This window comes from Caproicibacterium sp. BJN0003 (assembly GCF_026314295.1).
Classification (GTDB): domain Bacteria; phylum Bacillota; class Clostridia; order Oscillospirales; family Acutalibacteraceae; genus Caproicibacterium.
Map to the genome: position 1 here is coordinate 2,264,363 of NZ_CP111108.1, position 22,024 is coordinate 2,286,386.

A 22,024-nucleotide genomic window follows, 5' to 3' on the forward strand; every position below is an offset into this window, starting at 1 on the left:
TCATTCCTTGAAGGTATTTATAGAATATCAGAAAAATGCAAGAATGTCAATAAAAAATTCACCAAAGAGTTTTTTAATCTTTCGTTAATTTTTTATTTTTCTCACATTAAACGGTCATCATAGTGGGCACGGGGCCCTCCAACATACTTCGCTCTCGTACGAGCGCAGATCAAAATTGCCTCTCCAATATGATCAATTGAAAGGCGGGTTGGCACCGCTACCCGCTTCAAATGCATCCCGATCAAAGTCCCCCCGATATCCATTCCGCAGTCAGCCCGAATTTCTTCCACTGCCACCGGGTGTTCGAATGTTTGATAGGCCGTTGTTGCAAAACTTCCACCGGCATGTGGTTGTGGAACAACATTTACCTGCTCATAATGAAACTTTTCCGCCGCCTCTTGCGGGAGGATCAATGAGCGGTTCAAATGTTCACAGCATTGTGCTGCCAAATAAATGCCTCTTTTTTGTGTTTCTTCATAGATTCCGGAGAAGATTTCTTGTGCTGCTTTTAGGCTGCTGTCGGTTCCAATCTTTTTCCCGACAACCTCACTCGAGGAACAGCCAACCACCATTAACTGCCCTGCTTTCACATGTGCAGCTTCAAGCAGTTCAGCCGCTGCCGCTTTTGCCTGCTGATGCAGCTCTTCAAACGATTTCATGCAAAACTCATCCTTTCCATTTTAAATTTTTAGGTGTTTTTTCTAATTTTGCTCTCATCTAAAAAAGCCCTTCCAAAGACAAATCCCCCTGTGATTTGGGATTTTGTCTCAAAAGGAGCTCTTCTGCCGGATTTTAGTTGATTTTTTCCAAAATTCAGTATACTATTTTTGTATCAGAAGTCAAGGAATCGCTTTTCCTTTAATATAGCGAAACGATTCAGCTATTCGTCACGCACTTTTCACAAAATTCTGATAGAGTAAAAAATCGAAACATGAGAGGAGATTGAGGATCAAAATGAACCGTCTGTTAGTAGTAGATGACGAAGATAAAATTCGCCTGTTGATTCGAAAATATGCAGAATTTGAAGGTTATTCTGTAGAAGAAGCCTCCGACGGCATGATTGCCGTGAATCTCTGCAGAAAACATCCTCACAGTTATGATTTAATTATTATGGATATTATGATGCCGGAACTTGATGGATTTTCGGCCGTGCGCGAGATTCGAAAATGCTGTTCCACTCCGGTTTTAATGCTTTCTGCCCGTGGAGAAGAATATGATAAGATTCATGGATTTGAGCTTGGCATTGACGATTACGTTGTAAAGCCATTCTCCCCAAAGGAATTGATGATGCGGGTAAGTGCAATCATCAAGCGCACACACCCCGAATTAAACACTGCTCAAAAAAAGATTCTTTCCTTTGAAGGTCTCAGCATCGACTTTACTGGTCGAATTGTCACCATTGACGGCAAAAAAGCAGATCTTTCTCCAAAAGAATATGATCTGCTCTTCTATCTTGCAGACAACCGTAATATTGCACTGACCCGTGAAAAATTAATTACAAATGTATGGGGATACGATTTTTACGGAGACGACCGCACCCTGGATACCCATATTAAATTACTCCGCAAAAGTCTTGGCCCCTATGCAAAATTTATTGTGACACTAAGAGGGGTGGGCTATCGCTTTGAAGCTTAAATCGCCGAAAAAATTGGTTCGCTCCATGTGTGAAAGATGGCAAAAGATCAGTATTAAATGGCGAATTCTCAGTATTTTCGTTTTGTTCATCGTCTTTGTTCTAATTTTACTGTGGCTATTCCAAACTGTCTTTTTAAATCAATTTTATGAGAATACCAAGCAAAAAGAAATCTTAGGCTCTTCATCGACGATAGAAAAAGCAGTTTCAAATGATATGCAGCCAGAGGACTTAAAAGCACTCTGCAAACAGGAAGCTCAGCGCAATCAGCTTTGTATCCTGATTTTGGACAGCAACGGGAACGTTTATGGAGCAGATGCCTCTCCAAACCGTCTTTCCACCGAAATGGGAGAATCTTCCATTCGCCTATTTCTCAATTTTCTTTATCAAAACACACAGGCAGAGGGTGGAACCCACTTTGAACTGGTGAATCCCCAAAACGCAAGCTCTTCTGTTTGGGACACGCTTTTCCGCAGTCGTGCCTTTATCTATAATTCGATTCGGTCGGACTCCAACGGAAGTCCTTATATGATTTTTCTTTACAGTGTCATTACGCCGTTGAGTGCAACCGTCAGCACCATTCGTTCTCAGCTGCTTCTGATTACCGGAATTTTATTGGTTTTTGCCGTGTTGTTGGCCTTTTATCTTTCTAAACATATCAGCAAGCCCATTATTCAAATCAACGATGCCGCAAAAGAACTCTCAACCGGAGATTACAATGTCACATTTAAGGAAGGCGGCTATCGGGAAATCAGCGAGCTTGCCCGCACCTTAAATTATGCGGAGCATGAACTGGGCAAAGTGGAACATCTGCAGCGGGAACTGATTGCAAACATCAGTCATGATCTGCGCACACCACTTACAATGATCTGTGGCTATGCAGAAGTAATGCGCGATCTTCCTGGCGAAAATACCCCCGAAAATATTCAAGTGATCATCGATGAAGCAACTCGTCTGACTAATCTGGTAAACGATGTACTGGATATCAGCAAGCTGGAATCCGGCACACAAAAGCTGGAAAAATCAGAGTTCAGCCTAACGGATGAGATTCGCGAAACAACGAAACGCTACCGCAAACTCACCGACTGTACCCTGACTTTTGAATCCGATCGCAATGTAACCATTTTTGCTGATGAACTCAAAATTTCTCAGGTGCTATACAATCTGATTAACAACGCGATCAACTATACGGGCACTGATCGAAAAATTCAGATTCGTCAGCTTGTTTGTGATCATCAGGTAACGGTTGAAGTGACCGACACAGGAGAAGGAATTCCGGCCGACAAGCTTCATGATATCTGGGATCGTTACTATAAGGTAGATAAAGAACATAAACGCGCACAAATCGGCACCGGCTTAGGGCTCTCAATTGTAAAATCAATTCTAGATATGCATGGTGGTTTCTATGGAGTACGCAGTGCAGTCGGTGTTGGAAGTACCTTCTGGTTTCGTCTGCCAATTCTTTCAGAATCTGCGGTAGGGGCACTTCCGGAAGAAACCCATCCCCCAGATTCTGATTCCTTACAATCTTAACTTTTCTTTTTTAATCTTTATTTTAAGCAGCGCAAAAGTGAAAGGATCGAATTCTCTTTCGTTTTGGCTGCTTTTTTATTTTAAAGTATAAGTGCCGACCATTCTTGTAAAAATATCGATGATTACTTTGTATTTTTTAGTGATTGGTGGTTTTTCTTTACGAAGCATGTTATACTAATTAAATTGCAATAAAATTCATCTCTTCTGGAGGGATTCGATGAATATAACAGTGATTGGCTGCGGCCGTTGGGGAAGTTTTCTCGCATGGTATGCAGCTAAACTTGGACATGCCGTGACAATTTACGGACGCAAAAGCTCCCCTCATTTTCACCAGTTACAAGAAACCGGCACAAACGGTCTTGTTTCCTTCGGGCCGGAAACAAAAATGACCACCGACCTGGAAAAAGCCGTTGCTTCTGCCCAAATGGTGATCATTTCGATTGGGGCTCAAGGATTACGAAGTCTGATGGCACAACTTCAGCCCCTGTCATTTTCCGGAAAAACAACGGTTCTCTGCATGAAAGGAATTGAAGCTTCTACTGGTCTGCGCTTAACGCAGATCGTCCGTGAATTTTTGCCCGATATTGATTTAGGGATCTGGGTCGGTCCCGGTCATGTACAGGACTTTGTAAAAGGACTTCCAAATTGTATGGTAGTAGACAGTGATCGGGAAGAGGTAAAAGCGCATATTATTGATGCAATGGGCAGCGACCTCATCCGTTTTTATTATGGGGACGACCTTCTCGGCAACGAAATTGGCGCCGCCTCTAAAAATGTAATTGGAATTGCCGCTGGCATTCTGGATGGCAGAAACAAAACTTCCCTGAAAGGCCCTTTAATGTGCCGCGGCACCCGCGAAATCGCACGGTTAATTAAGGCAATGGGTGGAAATGAACTTACTGCCTATGGCCTTTCCCATCTGGGTGACTATGAAGCAACTGTCTTCAGTAAATACAGCCACAACCGGCAATTTGGCGAAAGTTTTGTCAAAAAAGAACCTTATGGGGAACTCGCCGAAGGCGCCGCCACTGTGAAAGCGCTGCTGCTCTTAGGGAAAAAGTATCAGGTTGAGCTTCCGATCTGCGACGCGGTGGATCGTATTATCCATCAAAATCAGGATGCCGACACCTGTATTAATCGTCTCTTTACACGCAGCCTAAAACACGAATTTTAAAACCATCTGATAAAAGATAAAGGAGAGATCTTCATGAGTGAATGCAACCATGACTGCAGCAACTGTCAAGAAAATTGTTCCAGCCGTCAGCCAAACCCGCAGGATTTTCGGGTCCCGCTTAATCCCAAAAGCCATGTAAAAAAAGTGATTGGGATCGTCAGCGGCAAGGGCGGCGTCGGTAAAAGTCTGATCACCTCCATGATGGCGGTTCAGATGAACCGTCTGGGTCATCGAGTGGGAATTATGGATGCCGATATTACCGGCCCCTCGATCCCGAAAGCCTTCGGGATTCATGAAAAAGTTTTTTCGCAGGACGAATTGATCGTTCCACGCCGCAGTAAAAATAATATCCAGATCGTCAGCACCAATCTCCTCTTGGAGGAAGAAACTGCACCGGTCGTTTGGAGAGGCCCAATCGTTGCCAACATGGTCAAGCAGTTTTGGAGTGATGTTTTTTGGGACGACGTCAACTATCTGTTTGTGGATATGCCTCCGGGAACCGGCGATGTTCCGCTGACGGTCTTTCAGTCCCTTCCGGTAGATGGTATTATCATCGTCACTTCCCCGCAGGAACTGGTCTCTATGATTGTCTCTAAAGCAGTCACCATGGCAAATATGATGAAAATTCCGGTTCTTGGAATCATCGAGAATATGAGTTATATGATATGCCCCGACTGTGGTCATAAGCTCTTCCCCTTTGGACAAAGCCATACCGAAGAAGTAGCCGCTCGCTATTCTTTAAAGGTATTGGCACATTGCCCGATCGACCCACAAATCTCTGCAAAAATTGATGCCGGAGAAGCAGAAGAAATTGAAACCCCTTGGCTTTTGGACGCTTCACATTCTTTGGAATCTCTCTAATAAAAAGAAGACTTGCACAAAGCGAGCCTTCTTTTTTTATTTATTTTTTAATATTGTATTGACAATTAATTATTTACGTCTATAATAGTTAATGCTATTAACATTTTAAAAGGAGAGATTTTTACGGAACGCGAACGTCGGCAGCAATTAATGGAATCTATTCACCGGCTAAAGAGCACCCATCATTGGTTTCCATGGCCGGAAGGCCTCGGTCCAGGGGAATTTTTTACTCTAAATATGATCATTCACGCACAGCATTCGAATCCAGAAGGCTTAAAATCCAGTGAAATCGGCCATCATTTTCATATGAGCCGTCCGGCAGTAAGCCAGATGCTTTCTTCCCTGGAGAAAAAGGGATTTATTGAACGCACTATTTGTCCGGAAGACCGCCGTGTCATTTATGTCCGTTTAAAGCCCGAAGCAAAATCAAAGTTTGAAGCTTATGGAAAAGAAGTTATGAAACGGGTGGATGACATATTTGAAGAGCTCAGTGAAGAAGAAGTTCAGCAGATGATTGCTCTTTCCGATCATCTTTACAGCTCCCTTTTGCGGATTCATGAAAAATATGACTCTCACAGCTGGAAGCCGGATTGTAACCATACAAAGGAGGAATCACACATCTCATGAGAAAAGTAATGCGATATCTTGGGCACTACTGGGCACCGATTCTCTTTGCAATTGTGCTTTTGTTTGCGCAGGCGGCATGTGATTTGAACCTGCCAAATTATATGAGTCAAATTGTCAATGTCGGTTTGCAGCAAGGGGGCGTGGAAAACGCCTCTCCCGATGCAATCAGCGCAAAAGGAATGACCTTTCTGCAAATCTTCATGGACGAAAACGAAAAGACGGATGTCAATGCTTCTTATTCCCTTAAATCCGTCGGAGAACTAGAAAACAGTTACCCGCTTAACAGCACCGAAGAAATTTATACACTCAATAGTGGTATTTCTACCGAAACGCGCAGCCGCCTGAACGAAATCTTCGGCCAAAGCACATGGACTTTCATTGATACAATGAAAAGTCTTCAGTCACAGTCTGGTTCTTCCTCTCCGGTAATAGGGAATTCAGCCTCCAGCAGCACCTCCGACCTTTCCGATATTGACTTTTCAAAGCTCTATCAGATGATGCCGATGCTTCAAAAAATTCCTGCTTCCGTCATTGACGAAGCGCGAACGGAAGCGCAACAGAATCAGCAATCCCTTTTGGAACAGAGCGGAACCATTTTAGCGAAAAACTTTTATGAAGAATTGGGAGTCAATACCGATTCTATTCAGCAAAATTATATCATGCACCAGGGATTTCTGATGGTTCTCATCACACTAGCAAGCGGCATTGCCTCCGTTTTAGTCGGTTTAATCTCCGCAAGAGTCGCCGCAGGGATTTCGCGCGATCTGCGCCGGGATATCTTTTCCAATGTGGAAGACTTCTCCAACTCGGAATTTGACAAATTTGGCACCGCTTCTCTGATTACCCGTACCACCAACGATGTCACACAAATTCAGATGTTTTTTGTCTTTGGAATCCGTATGATCTGCTACGCACCGATTATGGGAGTCGGTGGAGTTATCATGGCGGTCAAAAAATCCGCTTCCATGACCTGGATCATTGCGCTGGCCTGTGCTCTACTGATCGCTTTAATTCTAGTGATTTTCGCAGTTGCCATGCCGAAATTCAAGATTATGCAGAAGCTGATAGACCGGCTCAACCTGGTCGCCCGTGAAAATTTAAGCGGTCTGATGGTAACACGTGCTTTCAGCAATCAAAAATTTGAAGAAGACCGCTTTGATACCGCCAATACAAATCTTACAAATACACAGCTCTTTGTTAACCGCGTGATGGTCTGCATGATGCCAACCATGATGTTTATCATGAACGGTGTCTCTCTACTAATCGTTTGGATAGGGGCACACCAGATCAGCGAAAGTGCGATGCAGGTCGGAGATATGATGGCTTTTATCCAATATGCGATGCAGATTATCATGAGCTTCCTGATGATTTCCGTCATGTTTATCATGTTCCCCAGAGCTGCCGTAGCCGGAGACCGTATTGCAGAAGTACTGGACACAAAGCCTTCGATTCATGACCCTGAGGACCCGGAATCTTTTGACGAATCTCAAAAAGGAATCGTCGAATTTAAAGATGTCTGCTTCCGGTATCACGGTGCTGATGAAGACGTTTTAAGTCACATTTCCTTTACCGCAAACCCCGGTAAAACCACTGCTTTTATCGGCTCTACCGGCAGCGGAAAATCCACGCTGATTAACTTGATCCCTCGCTTTTATGATGTGACGGGCGGCGAAATATTAGTGGATGGACGCGACATTCGCAAGGTTCCCCAAAAGGAACTCCGCAGCCGAATCGGCTATGTTCCGCAAAAAGGAGTTCTTCTCTCCGGAACGATTGCCTCCAACTTGCGTTACGGTGCGCCGGACGCTTCCGACGAAAAAATTGAAAAAGTTGCAGAGGTTGCACAAGCTTCCGAGTTTATCAATACAAAGCCTCAAAAAATGGAAGAACCTATTTCTGAAGGCGGAAACAACGTTTCCGGCGGACAAAAGCAGCGGCTTTCAATTGCCCGTGCGCTTGCCACCAATGCAGAAATCTATTTGTTTGACGACAGCTTTTCCGCATTGGACTTTAAGACAGACGCTGCTTTGCGTAAAGCGCTTCATCTTTATACTTCCACGGCGACAATCCTTCTGGTTGCCCAACGAGTAAGCACCATCATGCATGCAGACCAGATCATCGTTCTGGAGGAAGGAAAGATCGTTGGCTGCGGCACTCATCACGAACTTTTGGAAACCTGCCCCACCTATTATGAGATTGCATCTTCACAGCTTTCAAAGGAGGAATTAGAATGAAAGACCAAAAATCCGCTCCTCCGATGAAGCACCGCGGCCCAATGGGACACGGTCCCAATGCCGTTATGCAGCGCGGTGAAAAAGCAAAAGACTTTAAAGGCACCATTCGCAAACTGATCAAATATATCGGCAAATATCACTTTGCCCTGATTGTCGTCTTTTTGTTTGCAATTGCCAGCACTGTTTTTGCAATCATCGGCCCAAAAGTGTTAGGAAATGCCACGAATGAAATTTTTTCCGGTTTAATGAATCAAATTGCTGGCACAGGAGAAGGCATTGACTTTCCAAAAATTGCAGGCACTCTCTTAACTCTTGTTGCGCTCTATTTTCTAAGCGCCCTCTTTTCCTATATTCAAGGCTGGATTATGAGCGGCATCTCGATGAAAGTCACCTATCGCATGCGTAAGGAAATTGAAGCAAAGATTCAAAACCTTCCGCTCGGTTATTATGATACAACAACGACCGGTGAAGTTCTGAGCCACATCACAAACGATGTTGATACCATTGCGCAGAGCTTTAACCAATCGATTACGCAGATTATTACCAGTATCACAACTCTGATTGGAATTCTCATCATGATGTTCTCCATCAGTTGGCAAATGTCTCTGGTTTCTCTCTGCATTATCCCGATCGCTGGAATCTTTATCGCTTTTATTGTCAGTCACTCTCAAAAATACTTTTCCTCTCAGCAGGAATACCTTGGTCATGTAAATGGCCATATCGAAGAAATGTACGGCAGCCACATTGTGGTAAAAGCTTTTAACGGTGAGAAAAAGAGCAAAGAACAGTTCTCGGACTATAATGAAAACCTTTATAGCTCTGCATGGAAAAGCCAATTTCTTTCCAGTTTAATGATGCCGGTCATGCAGTTTATCGGCAACGCCGGATACGTTGCTGTTTGTATTCTCGGCGGTTATCTCGCAATTAACGGCACCGTGAGCATCGGCGATATTCAGGCCTTTATGCAGTATGTTCGCCAATTTACCCAGCCGCTGACTCAGGTTGCCAACATCTCCAATGTTTTGCAGTCCACTGCCGCCGCCGCGGAACGAGTCTTTCATTTTCTCGAGTTACCGGAGGAAATTCCCGAAAGCGAACATGCAATTACGGTAAATCGTACTGACAAACCTGATACGGATCTTAATATCCATATTGATGGTTCCGTCCAATTTGCACATGTTCATTTCGGTTATACCCCGGATAAAATCATTATCAATGATTTTTCGGCTATTGTTTCTCCCGGTCAGAAGGTAGCCATCGTCGGTCCTACCGGCGCGGGAAAGACCACCATGATTAAACTTTTGATGCGTTTTTATGACGTCAACCAAGGTGCCATTCTGGTGGATGGTTATGATATCCGTGACTTTAAGCGCAGCGACCTGCGATCTCTCTTTGGTATGGTTCTGCAGGACACCTGGCTCTACAATGCTTCTATCGCCGACAACATCCGTTACGGACGCCACGATGCAACCGATGAAGAGGTCATTACTGCCGCAAAAGCAGCACAGGTCGACCACTTTGTCCGCACCCTGCCGGATGGCTACCAGATGATCCTAAATGAGGAAGCAAGCAATATTTCTCAAGGACAGAAACAACTTTTGACGATTGCGCGGGCAATCCTCGCAGATCCGCAGATTCTGATTCTTGATGAAGCCACCTCCAGTGTTGATACCCGAACTGAAATATCCATTCAAAAGGCGATGGATCATCTGATGGAAGGCAGAACAAGCTTTATCATTGCACACCGTCTTTCTACCATTCGCAATGCCGATATGATTCTTGTGATGAAAGACGGCGATATCGTCGAAAAAGGAAAGCATGAAGAGCTGCTTCAAAAAGGTGGCTTCTATGCAAATCTTTATAACAGTCAGTTTGATTTCTGTGATGTCGATAACTGATTAAAATTTTCTTTCTAACCCCAGCAGTCGCATAAAAAGCGGCTGCTTTTTTATTCCATTTACTTTTTTTTGTTACAAAAAGGGACAATTTATGCAAATTGTCTAGAAACAAAATCTTTAAATCAATAATAGTATTGTATTGTTCTAATTTTTTGTGTAGAATAGAATGGATAGTATAAAAAGTGAGGTGATAAGCTGTATGGTCAGAGAATCCATCGATACCATCCGGCAAACTGAAAAAGACGCTGATCAGGTAGAAAAGGACGCTGCCTCAGAGAAAGAACAAATTCTTCAAAAAGCCCAAGAAGAAGCAGATCAAATTCGAAAAGATGCTAAAATACAAGCACAAAAGGCGGAACAAACACTTTTACAATCCGTAAAAGCCGAATCTGATCAATTTCTCGCCCAAGAAAAAGAGAACGCCTTGCACAAAGCAACACTGCTGCGAAAATCAGCACAATCTAGAAAGGAAGCTGCTAAGCAAGCGGTCCTTTCTGTGATTTTCGAATAAGGAAGGAGAGCTTTTTATGGCGGTCGTACAGATGCGGCGAATCAACCTTTTGGGGCTGCGAAAAAACCGCAAACAGACTTTAGAGCTTCTTCAACGTCGTGGAGTGGTGGAAATTACGCCTCTTAATAAAGAAGAAGATCACATTTTTCACCGAATGGACGTTTCTTCGAGCAAAACACAGTTTCAGCAAATGCAGCAGTCTGCATCACAGGCATTAGGAACGCTGGACTCTTACGTCCCACGAAAAACGTCTCCTCTCTCTGTTTTAGAGGGACGTAAAGCGATCACTCTAAAGGAATATCACACTCTCGAACGAAAACGAGAAAAAATCATTGAAATTGCAGCAACCATTAATACTTACGAAAAAGAAATTCATGAAAAGAACGCAGCAAAATTAAAGCTGCAAATGCAGCTAGAAACTTTACATCCATGGCTTTCGCTAGACGTTCCTTTGCAATTTTCCGGTACCCAAAAGACCAGTGCTTTTATTGGTACCATGCCTGAAGGCGTTACCAACGAAATGATAGAGGAAGCTTTTGCAAAAGCATTGCCCGAAAACGGAATCTATACACAAATAATTGACAGCACAACAGAACAAACCTGTGTTTTTCTGCTTGTAAACCGGTCGATCTGTGAAAAGTCAGAAGAGCTTTTGCGCTCTTTGGGATTTGCCCGGCCAGCCAATTTATGCGCAAATCCTCCAAGAGAAGAAGCCAAACGGTTAGAAGAAAAGATTCAAAGGGTTGACGAAGAAATCAACGCCGCACAAGATGGGATTGCCTCTTATGCGGACAAGCGGGATGAAATCACTTTTCTTGTGGATTATTTTTCCATGCGGGAAGAAAAATATCAGGTCCTTGGAACACTGATTCAGTCAAGACGCACCTTTCTGCTTACCGGATATGTGCCTGCGGAAAATGCGGAGAAGCTTTTCAAAGAACTTTATGAAACTTGTGGTGTAGCAGTAGAGATCGAAAATCTTTCTGATCAAGAAGAAGCCCCTGTACTGCTTAAAAACAATGATTTCACTTCTCCAATGGAATCAGTTGTGGAATCTTTCAGTCTCCCCGGAAAAGGAGAAATCGATCCCTCTTCCGTCATCGCATTTTTCTTTTATTTTTTCTTTGGCATGATGCTCTCCGATGCAGGCTATGGCCTTTTGATGGTCATCGCCTGTGGAATTATTCTTAAAAAATATCAGAATATGGAACCGAATCTCAGAAAATCGATTCGTATGTTCTTTTTCTGTGGAATCTCTACGATGGTTTGGGGATTTCTCTTTGGCGGATTTTTCGGTGATGCCATTCAGAAAATTTCTGCTACCTTCTTCGGGCACGAGGTTTCCATGCCGGCATTATGGTTTACGCCGGTCAATAACCCCATGCGACTCTTGATGTTCTGCCTTGGCATCGGCATTATTCATCTATTCTTAGGCGTCGCTGTAAAAGGCTTTCAGGATTGGAAACAGGGTGCACACCTTGATGTTATTTACGATGTTGTTTTTATCTACCTCTTTGTAGGCGGTCTGCTTTTACTCCTTTTTACAACCTCTCTATTTCAAAATATGGCGGGTGTAAAATGGGACTTTTCCCCGATGGTAGGACAGGTTGCCACCTGGATTACTATAATCGGCGCCGTCGGAATTATTGCAACCAGTGGAAGAGACTCACAAAATCCTGTTAAACGCATTTTAAAAGGAATTTTTGCTCTTTATAATAACGCAACCGGTTATTTGAGCGACATTCTTTCTTACTCCCGTCTGCTGGCTCTCGGTCTTGCGACCGGAATTATCGCAAATGTTGTTAATCAGATGGGTACAATGGCAGGCGGAGGAATCGGCGGAGCGATTCTCTTTATCGTCGTCTTCTTGTTAGGCCATACAATGAATATCGGCATCAATATGCTGGGCGCTTATGTCCATACCGTTCGCCTGCAGTATGTAGAATTCTTTGGTAAATTCTACGAAGGCGGCGGAGATAAATTTCACCCCTTTGGTATTCACACAAAATTCTTTAAATTTAGGGAGGATTAAAACTATGGAAAATCTTGGAGTCGTATTTGCACTTTTGGGCGCTGCTCTGGCAGCTCTCCTCGCAGGAACAGGTTCTGCAATCGGTGTTGGACGTACCGGCCAGGCCGCAGCAGGTGTTGTGACCGAAGATCCAAGTAAATTCGGTAAAATTTTGATTCTTGAACTTCTTCCCGGCACACAGGGAATCTATGGCTTAATTATCGCTTTTCTGACTCTTTCCAATATTGGTATTCTCGGTGGAAATCCAAACGTCTCTATCGCTAAAGGGCTCCTGTATTTGATGGCATGCCTGCCGATTGCGGTCGTTGGCCTTTTCAGCGCTATCAGTCAGGCAAACGCTTCTGTTTCTTCCATGGGACTCCTGAGCAAGCGCCCTGATCAATTCGGAAAATCCATGATCTTCCCAATCATGGTTGAAACTTATGCCATTCTTGCTTTGCTTGTTTCCATTCTTTCCGTAAATGCTATTAATGGAATGAGCATCTAAACTCCTTTTATTAATCCATTTATTTGAAAGGAGCGTGAATCTATGACCGGATTAGAAAAAATTATTGAACAGATCAAAAACGAATCCGAAGAAACCGCAAAAAGCATTCGTCTCTCTGCAGAGGCGGAAGCAAAAACAATTACCGGAAAAGCACAGATAGACGCTGCCGAATTTCTTGGGGCTGCTTCTGAAAAGATTCAAAAGCAAGCGCAGGATTTAAAGGCACGCTCAAAAAGTGCCGCCGTTTTACAAGAACGCCGGATTCTGCTCAACGAAAAACTGCAGATCATCGAAGAAACAGTGGAAGATTCCAAAAAAGATCTTCTGAATCTACCCACAGAGGAGTATTTTAAGGTCCTTTTAAGAATTGTTGCAAAATATGCACTTCCAGAAAAAGGCGAAATTTTTCTGAACTCTAAAGATCTTCAGAGAATGCCACAGGATTTCGCCGAAAAGGCAGATGCACAGGCGAAAAAAGCCGGTGGATCACTAAAACTCAGTCCAGAAGCAAAATTGATTTCAGGCGGGCTGATCCTTTCCTATGGGGGAATCGAAGAAAACTGTTCTTTTGAAGCACTCTTTGATGCGCAAAAAGAACAAATGCAGGACAAGGCCGCCACTCTGCTTTTTCCGGAAGGAGACTGAGACATGGCAAAAAATCTTTATCCTTATGCAGTTGCACGAATTCGCTCAAAAGAACTTTCTTTGCTAAACTCTTCGATGATGGATCAGCTGATCAGTGCAAAAACAGAAGAAGACTGCCTTAATCTTCTTGCAGGCAAAGGCTGGGATACCTTAAATGGTGTCGATAAAATGTTTTCTGCCGAACAAAAAAAGACATGGGATCTTCTTTCAGAACTGGTTCCTGACTTGAGTGTTTTTAACGTCTTTCTTTTAAAAAATGACTATCACAACCTAAAGGCGGCAATCAAACTACGCTGTACCAATACTTCCATGCCGAGCGTTTATATTCCAAATGGAACGATTCCCATGGAAAGAATTCAGACGGCTGTCCAAAAATCCGAGTGGAATCTTCTCCCCGAGGAAATGCAGGCTCCCGCACAGGAAGCATTCGAGGCACTTCTCCATACGAGAGACGGACAGTTATGCGATTTAATTCTGGACAAAGCTTGTCTTTGTGCCATCGAAAAAGCCGGAAAAGCTTCTGATACTGAAGCCATTCGAGAATATGCAGAGCTAACGGTAGCCGCTGCCGATATCAAAATCGCGGTTCGCGCATTTCATACCGGAAAGCCGCTCTCTTTGATCGAATGTTCACTAGCCCCCTGTGATTCTCTCGATACCGACCGTTTGGCAAAAGCTGCAACTCAAAGCGAAGAAGCGATCTTTGACGTTCTCTCTACCAGCCGTTATGCAGATGCAATCGATTCTCTCAGAGAATCCGCTTCCGCTTTCGAAAGTTGGTGTGATAATCTGATCATCCGCCAAATTCGAAAAGAACTCTATAACCCCTTTACGCTTGGCCCTCTGGCAGCCTTTCTGATTGCCAAAGAAACGGAGCTCAAATCAGTACGAATTCTGCTTTCCGGTAAGCGCAACGGGATGCCTCAAGAATTTATCCGCCAGCGCATGCGGGAACTTTATGTGGTCTGAGAAAGGGAAGTGTCTATGATGTATAAAATCGCAGTACTCGGCGACCGGGACAGCATTTATGGATTTGCCGCCCTGGGTCTTGCCACCTTTCCAGTTTCTAACCCCGAAAGAGGTTCCCATCTTCTGCGGGAACTTTCGGAGCAGAATTATGCGGTAATCTATATTACCGAATCCTTAGCTTGCCAGATTCAGTCAGAAATCGACCGTCTGCGCACTCAACCGCTCCCCGCGGTTATCCTAATTCCCGGTATCTCCGGAAATACCGGAGAGGGAATCCGGGCAGTTAAGCGCAGCGTAGAGCAAGCCGTCGGTTCGGATATTATTTTTAATAATGATTAAAAGCAGGTGAAAATAGAATGAGCATCGGAACCATAAAAAAAGTAGCCGGACCTCTGGTTATCGCCGAAGGCATGCGGGACGCTAATATGTTTGATGTAGTACGTGTCAGTGCCCAACGTCTGATTGGCGAAATTATTGAAATTCACGGCGACCAAGCCTCCATTCAGGTCTATGAGGAAACTAGTGGTCTCGGACCCGGAGAGCCAGTGGAAAGCACTGACGCCCCGCTCTCGGTAGAGCTTGGGCCTGGCCTCTTAGGCAGTATTTATGACGGAATTCAGCGTCCGCTTGTTAAGATCATGGAAGAGAGCGGCAACAATTTGCATCGCGGCGTAGAAATTCCCAGCCTCGACCGAGAAAAAGTTTGGCACTTTATTCCCCAAAAGAAGGCTGGTGACCCGGTAAAAGAAGGCGATATTCTCGGCACTGTACAGGAAACCGAAATTATCACCGACCGGATCATGGTACCAAAAGGTGCTGATGGCATAATTGACTCCATCAGCGAAGGAGACTATAAAGTCACTGATTTCATTGCAGAAATAAAAGATGAAAACGGAACCAAACATAAAGTGACACTCATGCAGAAATGGCCTGTCCGCAAAGGGCGTCCCTATCAAAAAAAGCTCTCGCCGGATATGCCGCTCGTCACCGGCCAGCGCGTCATTGATACGCTGTTCCCCATCGCCAAGGGCGGTGTTGCAGCTGTTCCGGGACCTTTTGGTTCCGGTAAAACCGTTGTACAGCATCAGCTTGCAAAATGGGCGGAAGCCGATATTGTCGTCTACATCGGCTGCGGAGAACGCGGCAACGAGATGACAGATGTTCTGAACGAATTTCCGGAATTAAAAGACCCCAAAACGGGCTTTTCTCTAATGGAACGCACCGTTTTAATTGCCAATACTTCCGATATGCCGGTTGCCGCACGTGAAGCCAGCATTTATACCGGCATCACGATTGCTGAATATTTTCGTGATATGGGATATTCTGTTGCATTGATGGCAGATTCCACCTCTCGCTGGGCAGAAGCCCTCCGTGAAATGAGCGGACGTTTGGAAGAAATGCCTGGTGAAGAAGGCTACCCCGCTTACCTCGGCAGCCGACTTGCACAATTCTATGAGCGCGCCGGTCGAGTAAAAGTTCTCGGCAGTGATGATCGGGAAGGTTCTCTTTCAGTCATCGGTGCTGTTTCCCCACCGGGCGGCGATATTTCCGAACCTGTTTCTCAGGCAACTTTACGAATCGTTAAGGTCTTCTGGAGTCTTGACTCCGATCTTGCTTATAAGCGTCACTTCCCTGCTATCAACTGGTTAACCTCTTATTCTCTCTATGTAGATAAGATGGAAAAATGGTTTAACTCTCATGTAGAACCAGATTGGATGTCCATGCGGGGTAGAATCATGCAGATTCTGCAGAAAGAAAATGAACTCAATGAGATTGTTCAGCTGGTCGGCATGGATGCGCTCTCCGCACCTGACCGCCTAACGCTGGAAGCTGCCCGCAGTATCCGTGAAGATTTTCTGCATCAAGATGCTTTTCATGAAGTCGATACTTACACCCCGCTTCAAAAGCAGTACCAAATGATGAAGATGGTCCTTTCCTATTATGATTTCTCCAATGATGCACTGCAGAAGGGAGCTTGCATTGATGATCTCGTCAAGCTGCCTGTGCGTGAGCAGATCGGTCGTTTTAAATATCTTCCAGTTGACAAGGCCGACGAAGAATTTTCCGCAATCGAATGCGAGCTTTCCAAAGAGATTGCAGATATCCTCGCAAAAAAGGAGGAAGCATAAATGCCTAAAGAATATAAAACAATTCAAGAGGTTGCCGGTCCTCTGATGCTGGTCCGCGGAGTAGAAGGTGTCACCTATGATGAATTAGGTGAAATTGAGCTTTCAGACGGTGAAAAGCGACGCTGCAAAGTTTTGGAAATCGACGGCAGCAACGCGTTGGTTCAGCTATTTGAAGACAGCACCGGCATCAACCTTTCCAACAGTAAGGTTCGTTTCTTAGGGCGCAGCATGGAACTGGGTGTTTCTGAAGATATGCTTTCGCGTGTTTTCGACGGTCTTGGCCGCCCAATCGATAATGGCCCTGACATTCTTCCGGAAAAAAGGCTCGATATTAACGGTCTGCCTATGAATCCCGCAGCCCGCAACTACCCGCAGGAATTTATCCAAACCGGTATTTCCGCGATTGATGGTTTAAATACCCTTGTCCGTGGACAAAAGCTGCCGATCTTTTCCGCCTCCGGTCTGCCTCATGCCAACCTTGCCGCCCAGATTGCGCGGCAGGCAAAGGTAATTGGTACAAATGAACCTTTTGCGGTTGTCTTTGCCGCAATGGGCATCACTTTTGAGGAAGCAAACTTTTTTATAGAATCTTTCCGTGAGACTGGTGCAATCGACCGCACTGTGCTCTTTATTAATTTGGCAAACGACCCTGCAGTCGAACGAATCGCAACCCCGCGGATGGCACTGACCGCTGCCGAATACCTGGCTTTCCAGAAAAACATGCACGTTCTCGTCATCATGACTGATATTACGAACTACGCCGATGCTCTGCGTGAAGTTTCCGCCGCACGAAAAGAAGTTCCTGGGCGCCGTGGCTACCCAGGCTACATGTACACGGATTTAGCTTCCCTCTATGAACGTGCCGGACGTCAAAAAGGCAAATCCGGCTCTATCACGCTGATCCCGATTCTGACGATGCCGGAAGACGACAAGACCCACCCGATTCCCGATCTGACCGGATACATTACAGAGGGCCAAATCATTCTTTCGCGTGAACTTTATCGAAAAGGAATCACCCCGCCGATCGACGTTTTACCGAGTCTTTCCCGTCTAAAGGATAAGGGTATCGGCGAAGGCAAAACACGCGCTGACCATGCCAATACGATGAACCAACTTTTCGCAGCTTATGCCCGTGGAAAAGATGCAAAAGAGCTAATGACCGTCTTAGGCGAAGCAGCTCTTACCGATATCGATAAGCTCTATGCAAAATTCGCTGATGAATTTGAGCGAGAGTATGTCTCGCAGGGATATTATACCAACCGCAGCATTGAAGAAACGCTGAATATTGGCTGGAAGCTTCTTTCCATTCTGCCGCGCAGTGAACTAAAGCGAATTAAGGACGAATATCTCGACAAATATTATGGGAAAGTCCAATAACGCCCAAAAACTGTAGCGCAGAAAGGAGGAAGGGCAAATGGCTTCGACCCATATTAATCCAACCCGAATGGAACTGACCCGGCTAAAAAAGAAACTCGTAACAGCCACCCGCGGCCACAAGCTGCTTAAAGATAAGCGGGACGAATTAATGCGTCAGTTTTTGGATCTGGTCCGGGAAAATAAGGCACTGCGGGAAAAAGTGGAAGCCGGGATCTATAAAGCCAACAAAAACTTTCTGCTGGCTCGTGCCGGAATGCAGGATGAAATTCTTGATGTAGCACTTTTAGCGCCAAAGCAGGAGGTCTCGGTGGAATATGGAACTCGAAACATCATGAGTGTTGAAATTCCTATTTTCACCTATCATACCCGCACTTCGGATCCCAACGACATTTATTCCTATGGTTTTGCCTTTACGAGTGCAGACCTCGACTCCGCCGTCTATTCACTTTCTGAGCTCCTGCCGGATATGCTTCGTCTGGCAGAAACAGAAAAATCCTGCCAACTAATGGCAGAAGAGATTGAAAAGACTCGCCGACGTGTGAACGCATTGGAACATGTGATGATTCCAAATCTACAAAGCAGCATCAAATATATTACCATGAAGCTGGACGAAAACGAACGCAGCACACAAATTCGTCTGATGAAGGTAAAAGATATGATGCTCGAAGAAGCACACCATTATAAGGAACGCCTTTTAGAAGAAGTTCCGCAAAATTAATCTCACGATAAAAAGCTTCTGCCTAATTTCGTTTTTAAGGCAGAAGCTTTTTATATTTTACACCATTTTATTAAAGCCCATCGATGACTCATTTTATCAGAAAAAAATGGACCTTCTTTGAGCCTGAAAGGGATAGTATTTTCCCTCTCATTATGGTATAATACGGCTTATCAAATTCTTTTTTGTCTAAATTAAAAAGCGATGGAGCGTCTGAACGTTGAATAAATACAAGAAATTACTATCAAACACCCTGATCTTTGCAATCGGCACTTTTAGCTCAAAAGTTCTCGTCTTTTTAATGCTGCCGTTTGTTACCAACGTTTTAAGTAAATCAGATTATAGCACCGCTACGCTTTTGCAGGATATGGGCAACCTCCTGTTCCCCATTTTTTCTTTGCAGATTGTCGACGGTATTATCCGCTTTGGTCTTGATAAGCATTACCGGAAACCGGATGTTTTTACTACCGGTTTAATTTCTGTCTTTAGTGGATTTGTCGTCCTGTTGTTATGCTCTCCACTCCTGAGCAAAATCAGTTTTCTAAGCTTTATGCAGGGACGTGAAATCTTAGTTTCGATTTTTGTTTTTACCAGCTCTCTAAGAAGCGTATGCAGCCAATTTGTGCGTGCACGAAACATGGTGAAACTTTATGCTTTTGATGGGATTCTCGCCACTTTCACCAATCTAACGCTGACGCTTCTTTTGCTTTATCCATTCCATTTAGGTGTAACCGGTTATCTTCTCGGAATCATTCTTTCAGATGCTTTAAGCTCTATTTTCCTTTTCTGGGTTGCCGATCTTCATAAATTTGTTCGCTTCAAAGGCTATCAAAAACCAATTTTTCGGGAAATGACGCAGTTTACAATTCCTCTGATCCCCAGCAAAATCTGCTTTTGGATTACAAACTCCAGTGACCGTCTGATGGTTGCAAATATGCTGGGAGATGCTGTCAACGGTGCTTTCTCCGCAGCCTATAAAATTCCAAACCTGATTACCATGCTGAGTTCCATTTTTATGGATGCATGGCAGATGAGTGCCATCACCGAAGAAAAGGGACGCGCCAGCTTTTTTACTAGAGTGTTTAAAGCGCTCTGTGCTTTAATTTTTTCCGGAAGTGCTGTTTTGATTTTGCTTTGCCGTCCTCTGATGAGCGTCATGACCAGCAAAGATTATCATGAAGGTTGGATTTATCTTCCAATTCTTGTGATTGGAACAGCCTATGCCTGCCTTTGCAGTTTCCTCGGTACAATCTACATCGTAGAAAAAAAGAGCTTTAATAACATGGTAACGACGGTTTTAGGCGCCGGAGCAAACCTTATTTTGAATTTTCTTTTGATTGGTCCTTTTGGTCCAAATGGTGCTGCTTTTGCAACTGTCTGTTCTTACTTAATCATGTTTATTACGCGGGTAATTGACACCAGGCGATTTATTCCCATAAACTTCAACGTTTTCCGCATAACCGTTGATACCCTTATTTTGGTTGCAGAAAGTGTCTTCATGATTTTCTCAATTCCTGGCTGGCAAATCTGGTGCTCTGTTCTGACCGTATTCATGCTCCTGATCAATTTAAAACTTCTTATACAGACAATTCGAAAAGTTATCCCTGCAAAAAAGGAAAAAACATTAAAAAAATAAAAATAAAAAGGGCGGCTTTCATAACGAAAAGCCGCTCTTTTTATTTTCCGACAAGCATCATGATAAAGATCACAAAAAGGGTTCCGCAGCATACCCAAATCGATTGTGCTCCTAATAATTCACTAAATATAGATCCAAGAACTGCACCTAGGGAAAACATCACGATAATAAATAGATATCTCCCTGCAGCGCGCCCTTCAGATCGGTCTTTTTCAAAAAGGAACCGATAAAAATGTTCCGCACCGCTGCGCAGATTCCCGGTACACATGGTAGTCGCATATGGCATCCCGGCTGTTTTGCGGAAGGTATTCACCTGCAGTGCACAAACAAAGGCAATCGTCAAATTGACAATCACATCAGGGAACGTCTGCGGAACAAATCCTACCAAAAATAAAAGGAACATTTCTAAAAGAATCACCATATGCTCCCAAGCTAAAATCTGGCGTCTTGCAAAATGCCGTTTGATTCCCTCTGCACAAAGCACCCCGCAGAAAAAAGCTACGATCTGCACAAGGCACCGCATAGCAACTTTCATATCACCGCTTGCTAGTTTCATTGCGAACAACACCAAATTTCCGGTCTCCGCATTCGCAAAGACTCCGCCGCGAATCAAATACGTATAAGCATCTAGGTATCCACCGGTAACTGCCAACAATGCTCCTACCGGCAACATTTCATGAATCGAAATCGGTTGATGCAGGAAATCTCGCTTCACGCTGTTTCTTCCTCTTTTCCACTTTTATTCCATTATATTTTAACAGATATTCATGGAAAAGACCAGTGTCTGCTTTAAACCCGCTTTTTCGGCAAGACTCAATGTTTTTTGCAGTAAGCTCTGATTGCATCACAAACAAATTGTGCCATGCCTTTTCCAAACTGTTCATAGTAGGCAGTAAATCGCTCGTCGGATACATACATCTCTCCGAGGTGACCCAGCATTTCATCGCTGCAGGTATAAAAATTTTCGGTCAGATATTTTTGCCATTCTCCGACTAATTCCTGCACAGCCGGAGAATCCGGCTTTTCAGAAAGGTGCTGTGCAAAGCGCTTCCAAAAGGCTTCTCCTTCCTCTACGATCTCTGCCGATTTTTTCGGCTTTGTCTTCATTTTTTCCTGATACTCCTTCCATTCTTTAGAGGCTCCCCATCTCTTTTGGGCTTCTTCCTGATATGCTTTCTGTGCATTTTGGTATTCCGTTTTATCAAATGCTTTAAAATCCATTTTAGAATCTCCTTTCAAAATTTGATCGACCGACTCAATCAACCGATCATAGCGTTCTTTCTTCAGTACAAGAAGATGACGATGAGAAAGCAGCGCTTTTCTTTCGTCGAAATCGGGGCTATCAAGAATTTTTTGAATCTGCCTCAGCGGAAATTCCAGTTCTCTGAAAAATAGGATCTGCGAAAGCCGCTTCATTTGCTGCTCTCCATAAAAACGATATCCCGAATTGCTTACCTCTTCCGGACGAAGTAAACCGATTTGATCGTAATAATGCAGTGCACGCACACTGACTCCTGATTTTTTTGCAAGTTCATGAACGGTTAATCTCATTCTTTTCTGACC

20 protein-coding genes are annotated in these 22,024 nt (G+C 44.2%); 17 read left to right on the forward strand and 3 right to left on the reverse strand.

The features are described 5' to 3' along the window. Positions 1 to 101 precede the first annotated feature (101 nt). On the reverse strand, positions 102 to 659 hold the full coding sequence (locus tag OP489_RS11270; protein WP_266162075.1) for a TIGR01440 family protein: 558 nt from the start codon (positions 657 to 659) through the stop codon (positions 102 to 104). Between the two features lie 295 nt (positions 660 to 954). Between OP489_RS11270 and OP489_RS11275 the strand changes: the two genes are divergently transcribed. From OP489_RS11275 to OP489_RS11355, 17 genes are all read left to right on the forward strand, one after another. Then, the gene (locus tag OP489_RS11275; protein ID WP_180341970.1) at positions 955 to 1,635 is read left to right on the forward strand and encodes a response regulator transcription factor; all 681 of its coding nucleotides are present in this window, start codon (positions 955 to 957) and stop codon (positions 1,633 to 1,635) included. Continuing rightward, positions 1,625 to 3,166 carry a HAMP domain-containing sensor histidine kinase gene (locus OP489_RS11280; RefSeq protein ID WP_323135409.1) on the forward strand — a complete coding sequence of 514 codons (1,542 nt, stop codon included), beginning with the start codon at positions 1,625 to 1,627 and terminating at the stop codon, positions 3,164 to 3,166. The genes OP489_RS11275 and OP489_RS11280 overlap by 11 nt, the downstream gene beginning before the upstream one ends. Positions 3,167 to 3,383: 217 nt before the next feature. Next, positions 3,384 to 4,340 (forward strand): NAD(P)H-dependent glycerol-3-phosphate dehydrogenase, encoded by a 957-nt coding sequence (locus OP489_RS11285; protein WP_266162076.1) that lies wholly within the window; start codon positions 3,384 to 3,386, stop codon positions 4,338 to 4,340. A gap of 33 nt (positions 4,341 to 4,373) precedes the next feature. Further along, the gene (locus OP489_RS11290; RefSeq protein ID WP_266162077.1) at positions 4,374 to 5,201 is read left to right on the forward strand and encodes an Mrp/NBP35 family ATP-binding protein; all 828 of its coding nucleotides are present in this window, start codon (positions 4,374 to 4,376) and stop codon (positions 5,199 to 5,201) included. A gap of 150 nt (positions 5,202 to 5,351) precedes the next feature. Continuing rightward, entirely contained in the window at positions 5,352 to 5,828 is a 477-nt protein-coding gene (locus OP489_RS11295; protein WP_266162078.1) for a MarR family winged helix-turn-helix transcriptional regulator, read from the forward strand. After that, the gene (locus OP489_RS11300; RefSeq protein ID WP_266162079.1) at positions 5,825 to 8,062 is read left to right on the forward strand and encodes an ABC transporter ATP-binding protein; all 2,238 of its coding nucleotides are present in this window, start codon (positions 5,825 to 5,827) and stop codon (positions 8,060 to 8,062) included. Before OP489_RS11295 ends, OP489_RS11300 begins: the two co-directional genes overlap by 4 nt. After that, on the forward strand, positions 8,059 to 9,960 hold the full coding sequence (locus tag OP489_RS11305; RefSeq protein WP_266162080.1) for an ABC transporter ATP-binding protein: 1,902 nt from the start codon (positions 8,059 to 8,061) through the stop codon (positions 9,958 to 9,960). Before OP489_RS11300 ends, OP489_RS11305 begins: the two co-directional genes overlap by 4 nt. Before the next feature lie 199 nt (positions 9,961 to 10,159). After that, positions 10,160 to 10,471, forward strand: coding sequence for a hypothetical protein (locus OP489_RS11310; RefSeq protein WP_266162081.1), 312 nt, complete (start codon positions 10,160 to 10,162; stop codon positions 10,469 to 10,471). Positions 10,472 to 10,487: 16 nt separating this feature from the next. Beyond that, entirely contained in the window at positions 10,488 to 12,503 is a 2,016-nt protein-coding gene (locus OP489_RS11315) for a V-type ATP synthase subunit I (protein ID WP_266162082.1), read from the forward strand. Between the two features lie 4 nt (positions 12,504 to 12,507). Then, on the forward strand, positions 12,508 to 12,990 hold the full coding sequence (locus OP489_RS11320) for a V-type ATP synthase subunit K (protein ID WP_266162083.1): 483 nt from the start codon (positions 12,508 to 12,510) through the stop codon (positions 12,988 to 12,990). A 42-nt stretch (positions 12,991 to 13,032) separates the two neighbouring features. Then, positions 13,033 to 13,635: a V-type ATP synthase subunit E gene (locus OP489_RS11325; RefSeq protein ID WP_266162084.1), complete on the forward strand. Its 603-nt coding sequence runs from the start codon at positions 13,033 to 13,035 to the stop codon at positions 13,633 to 13,635. Between the two features lie 3 nt (positions 13,636 to 13,638). After that, positions 13,639 to 14,604: a V0D/AC39 family V-type ATPase subunit gene (locus OP489_RS11330; protein WP_266162085.1), complete on the forward strand. Its 966-nt coding sequence runs from the start codon at positions 13,639 to 13,641 to the stop codon at positions 14,602 to 14,604. Between the two features lie 18 nt (positions 14,605 to 14,622). Beyond that, positions 14,623 to 14,943, forward strand: coding sequence for a V-type ATP synthase subunit F (locus OP489_RS11335; protein WP_266163540.1), 321 nt, complete (start codon positions 14,623 to 14,625; stop codon positions 14,941 to 14,943). Positions 14,944 to 14,960: 17 nt separating this feature from the next. Then, complete coding sequence (locus OP489_RS11340; RefSeq protein ID WP_266162086.1) at positions 14,961 to 16,733, forward strand: V-type ATP synthase subunit A; 1,773 nt, start codon at positions 14,961 to 14,963, stop codon at positions 16,731 to 16,733. After that, positions 16,734 to 18,110 (forward strand): V-type ATP synthase subunit B, encoded by a 1,377-nt coding sequence (locus tag OP489_RS11345; RefSeq protein WP_266162087.1) that lies wholly within the window; start codon positions 16,734 to 16,736, stop codon positions 18,108 to 18,110. A gap of 37 nt (positions 18,111 to 18,147) precedes the next feature. Then, the gene (locus OP489_RS11350) at positions 18,148 to 18,828 is read left to right on the forward strand and encodes a V-type ATP synthase subunit D (RefSeq protein WP_266162088.1); all 681 of its coding nucleotides are present in this window, start codon (positions 18,148 to 18,150) and stop codon (positions 18,826 to 18,828) included. 217 nt (positions 18,829 to 19,045) lie between these two features. Beyond that, positions 19,046 to 20,461: a lipopolysaccharide biosynthesis protein gene (locus OP489_RS11355; protein ID WP_266162089.1), complete on the forward strand. Its 1,416-nt coding sequence runs from the start codon at positions 19,046 to 19,048 to the stop codon at positions 20,459 to 20,461. 40 nt (positions 20,462 to 20,501) lie between these two features. Here the strand turns inward: OP489_RS11355 and OP489_RS11360 are convergent, their stop codons facing one another. Both OP489_RS11360 and OP489_RS11365 read right to left on the reverse strand, forming a co-directional pair. After that, positions 20,502 to 21,176, reverse strand: coding sequence for a YoaK family protein (locus OP489_RS11360; protein ID WP_266162091.1), 675 nt, complete (start codon positions 21,174 to 21,176; stop codon positions 20,502 to 20,504). A 98-nt stretch (positions 21,177 to 21,274) separates the two neighbouring features. Next, positions 21,275 to 22,012 carry a MerR family transcriptional regulator gene (locus OP489_RS11365; RefSeq protein ID WP_266162092.1) on the reverse strand — a complete coding sequence of 246 codons (738 nt, stop codon included), beginning with the start codon at positions 22,010 to 22,012 and terminating at the stop codon, positions 21,275 to 21,277. Between the last annotated feature and the right edge of the window lie 12 nt (positions 22,013 to 22,024).

Excerpts from the sequence above, each read along its gene's own strand:
- OP489_RS11345 (WP_266162087.1), top strand. The coding sequence starts at position 16,734 with ATGCCTAAAGAATATAAAACAATTCAAGAGGTTGCCGGTCCTCTGATG.
- OP489_RS11365 (WP_266162092.1), bottom strand. The coding sequence starts at position 22,012 with ATGAGATTAACCGTTCATGAACTTGCAAAAAAATCAGGAGTCAGTGTG.
- OP489_RS11285 (WP_266162076.1), top strand. The coding sequence starts at position 3,384 with ATGAATATAACAGTGATTGGCTGCGGCCGTTGGGGAAGTTTTCTCGCA.
- OP489_RS11325 (WP_266162084.1), top strand. The coding sequence starts at position 13,033 with ATGACCGGATTAGAAAAAATTATTGAACAGATCAAAAACGAATCCGAA.
- OP489_RS11300 (WP_266162079.1), top strand. The coding sequence starts at position 5,825 with ATGAGAAAAGTAATGCGATATCTTGGGCACTACTGGGCACCGATTCTC.
- OP489_RS11320 (WP_266162083.1), top strand. The coding sequence starts at position 12,508 with ATGGAAAATCTTGGAGTCGTATTTGCACTTTTGGGCGCTGCTCTGGCA.
- OP489_RS11350 (WP_266162088.1), top strand. The coding sequence starts at position 18,148 with ATGGCTTCGACCCATATTAATCCAACCCGAATGGAACTGACCCGGCTA.
- OP489_RS11340 (WP_266162086.1), top strand. The coding sequence starts at position 14,961 with ATGAGCATCGGAACCATAAAAAAAGTAGCCGGACCTCTGGTTATCGCC.
- OP489_RS11305 (WP_266162080.1), top strand. The coding sequence starts at position 8,059 with ATGAAAGACCAAAAATCCGCTCCTCCGATGAAGCACCGCGGCCCAATG.
- OP489_RS11335 (WP_266163540.1), top strand. The coding sequence starts at position 14,623 with ATGTATAAAATCGCAGTACTCGGCGACCGGGACAGCATTTATGGATTT.
- OP489_RS11275 (WP_180341970.1), top strand. The coding sequence starts at position 955 with ATGAACCGTCTGTTAGTAGTAGATGACGAAGATAAAATTCGCCTGTTG.
- OP489_RS11330 (WP_266162085.1), top strand. The coding sequence starts at position 13,639 with ATGGCAAAAAATCTTTATCCTTATGCAGTTGCACGAATTCGCTCAAAA.
- OP489_RS11270 (WP_266162075.1), bottom strand. The coding sequence starts at position 659 with ATGAAATCGTTTGAAGAGCTGCATCAGCAGGCAAAAGCGGCAGCGGCT.
- OP489_RS11310 (WP_266162081.1), top strand. The coding sequence starts at position 10,160 with ATGGTCAGAGAATCCATCGATACCATCCGGCAAACTGAAAAAGACGCT.
- OP489_RS11290 (WP_266162077.1), top strand. The coding sequence starts at position 4,374 with ATGAGTGAATGCAACCATGACTGCAGCAACTGTCAAGAAAATTGTTCC.
- OP489_RS11315 (WP_266162082.1), top strand. The coding sequence starts at position 10,488 with ATGGCGGTCGTACAGATGCGGCGAATCAACCTTTTGGGGCTGCGAAAA.
- OP489_RS11295 (WP_266162078.1), top strand. The coding sequence starts at position 5,352 with ATGGAATCTATTCACCGGCTAAAGAGCACCCATCATTGGTTTCCATGG.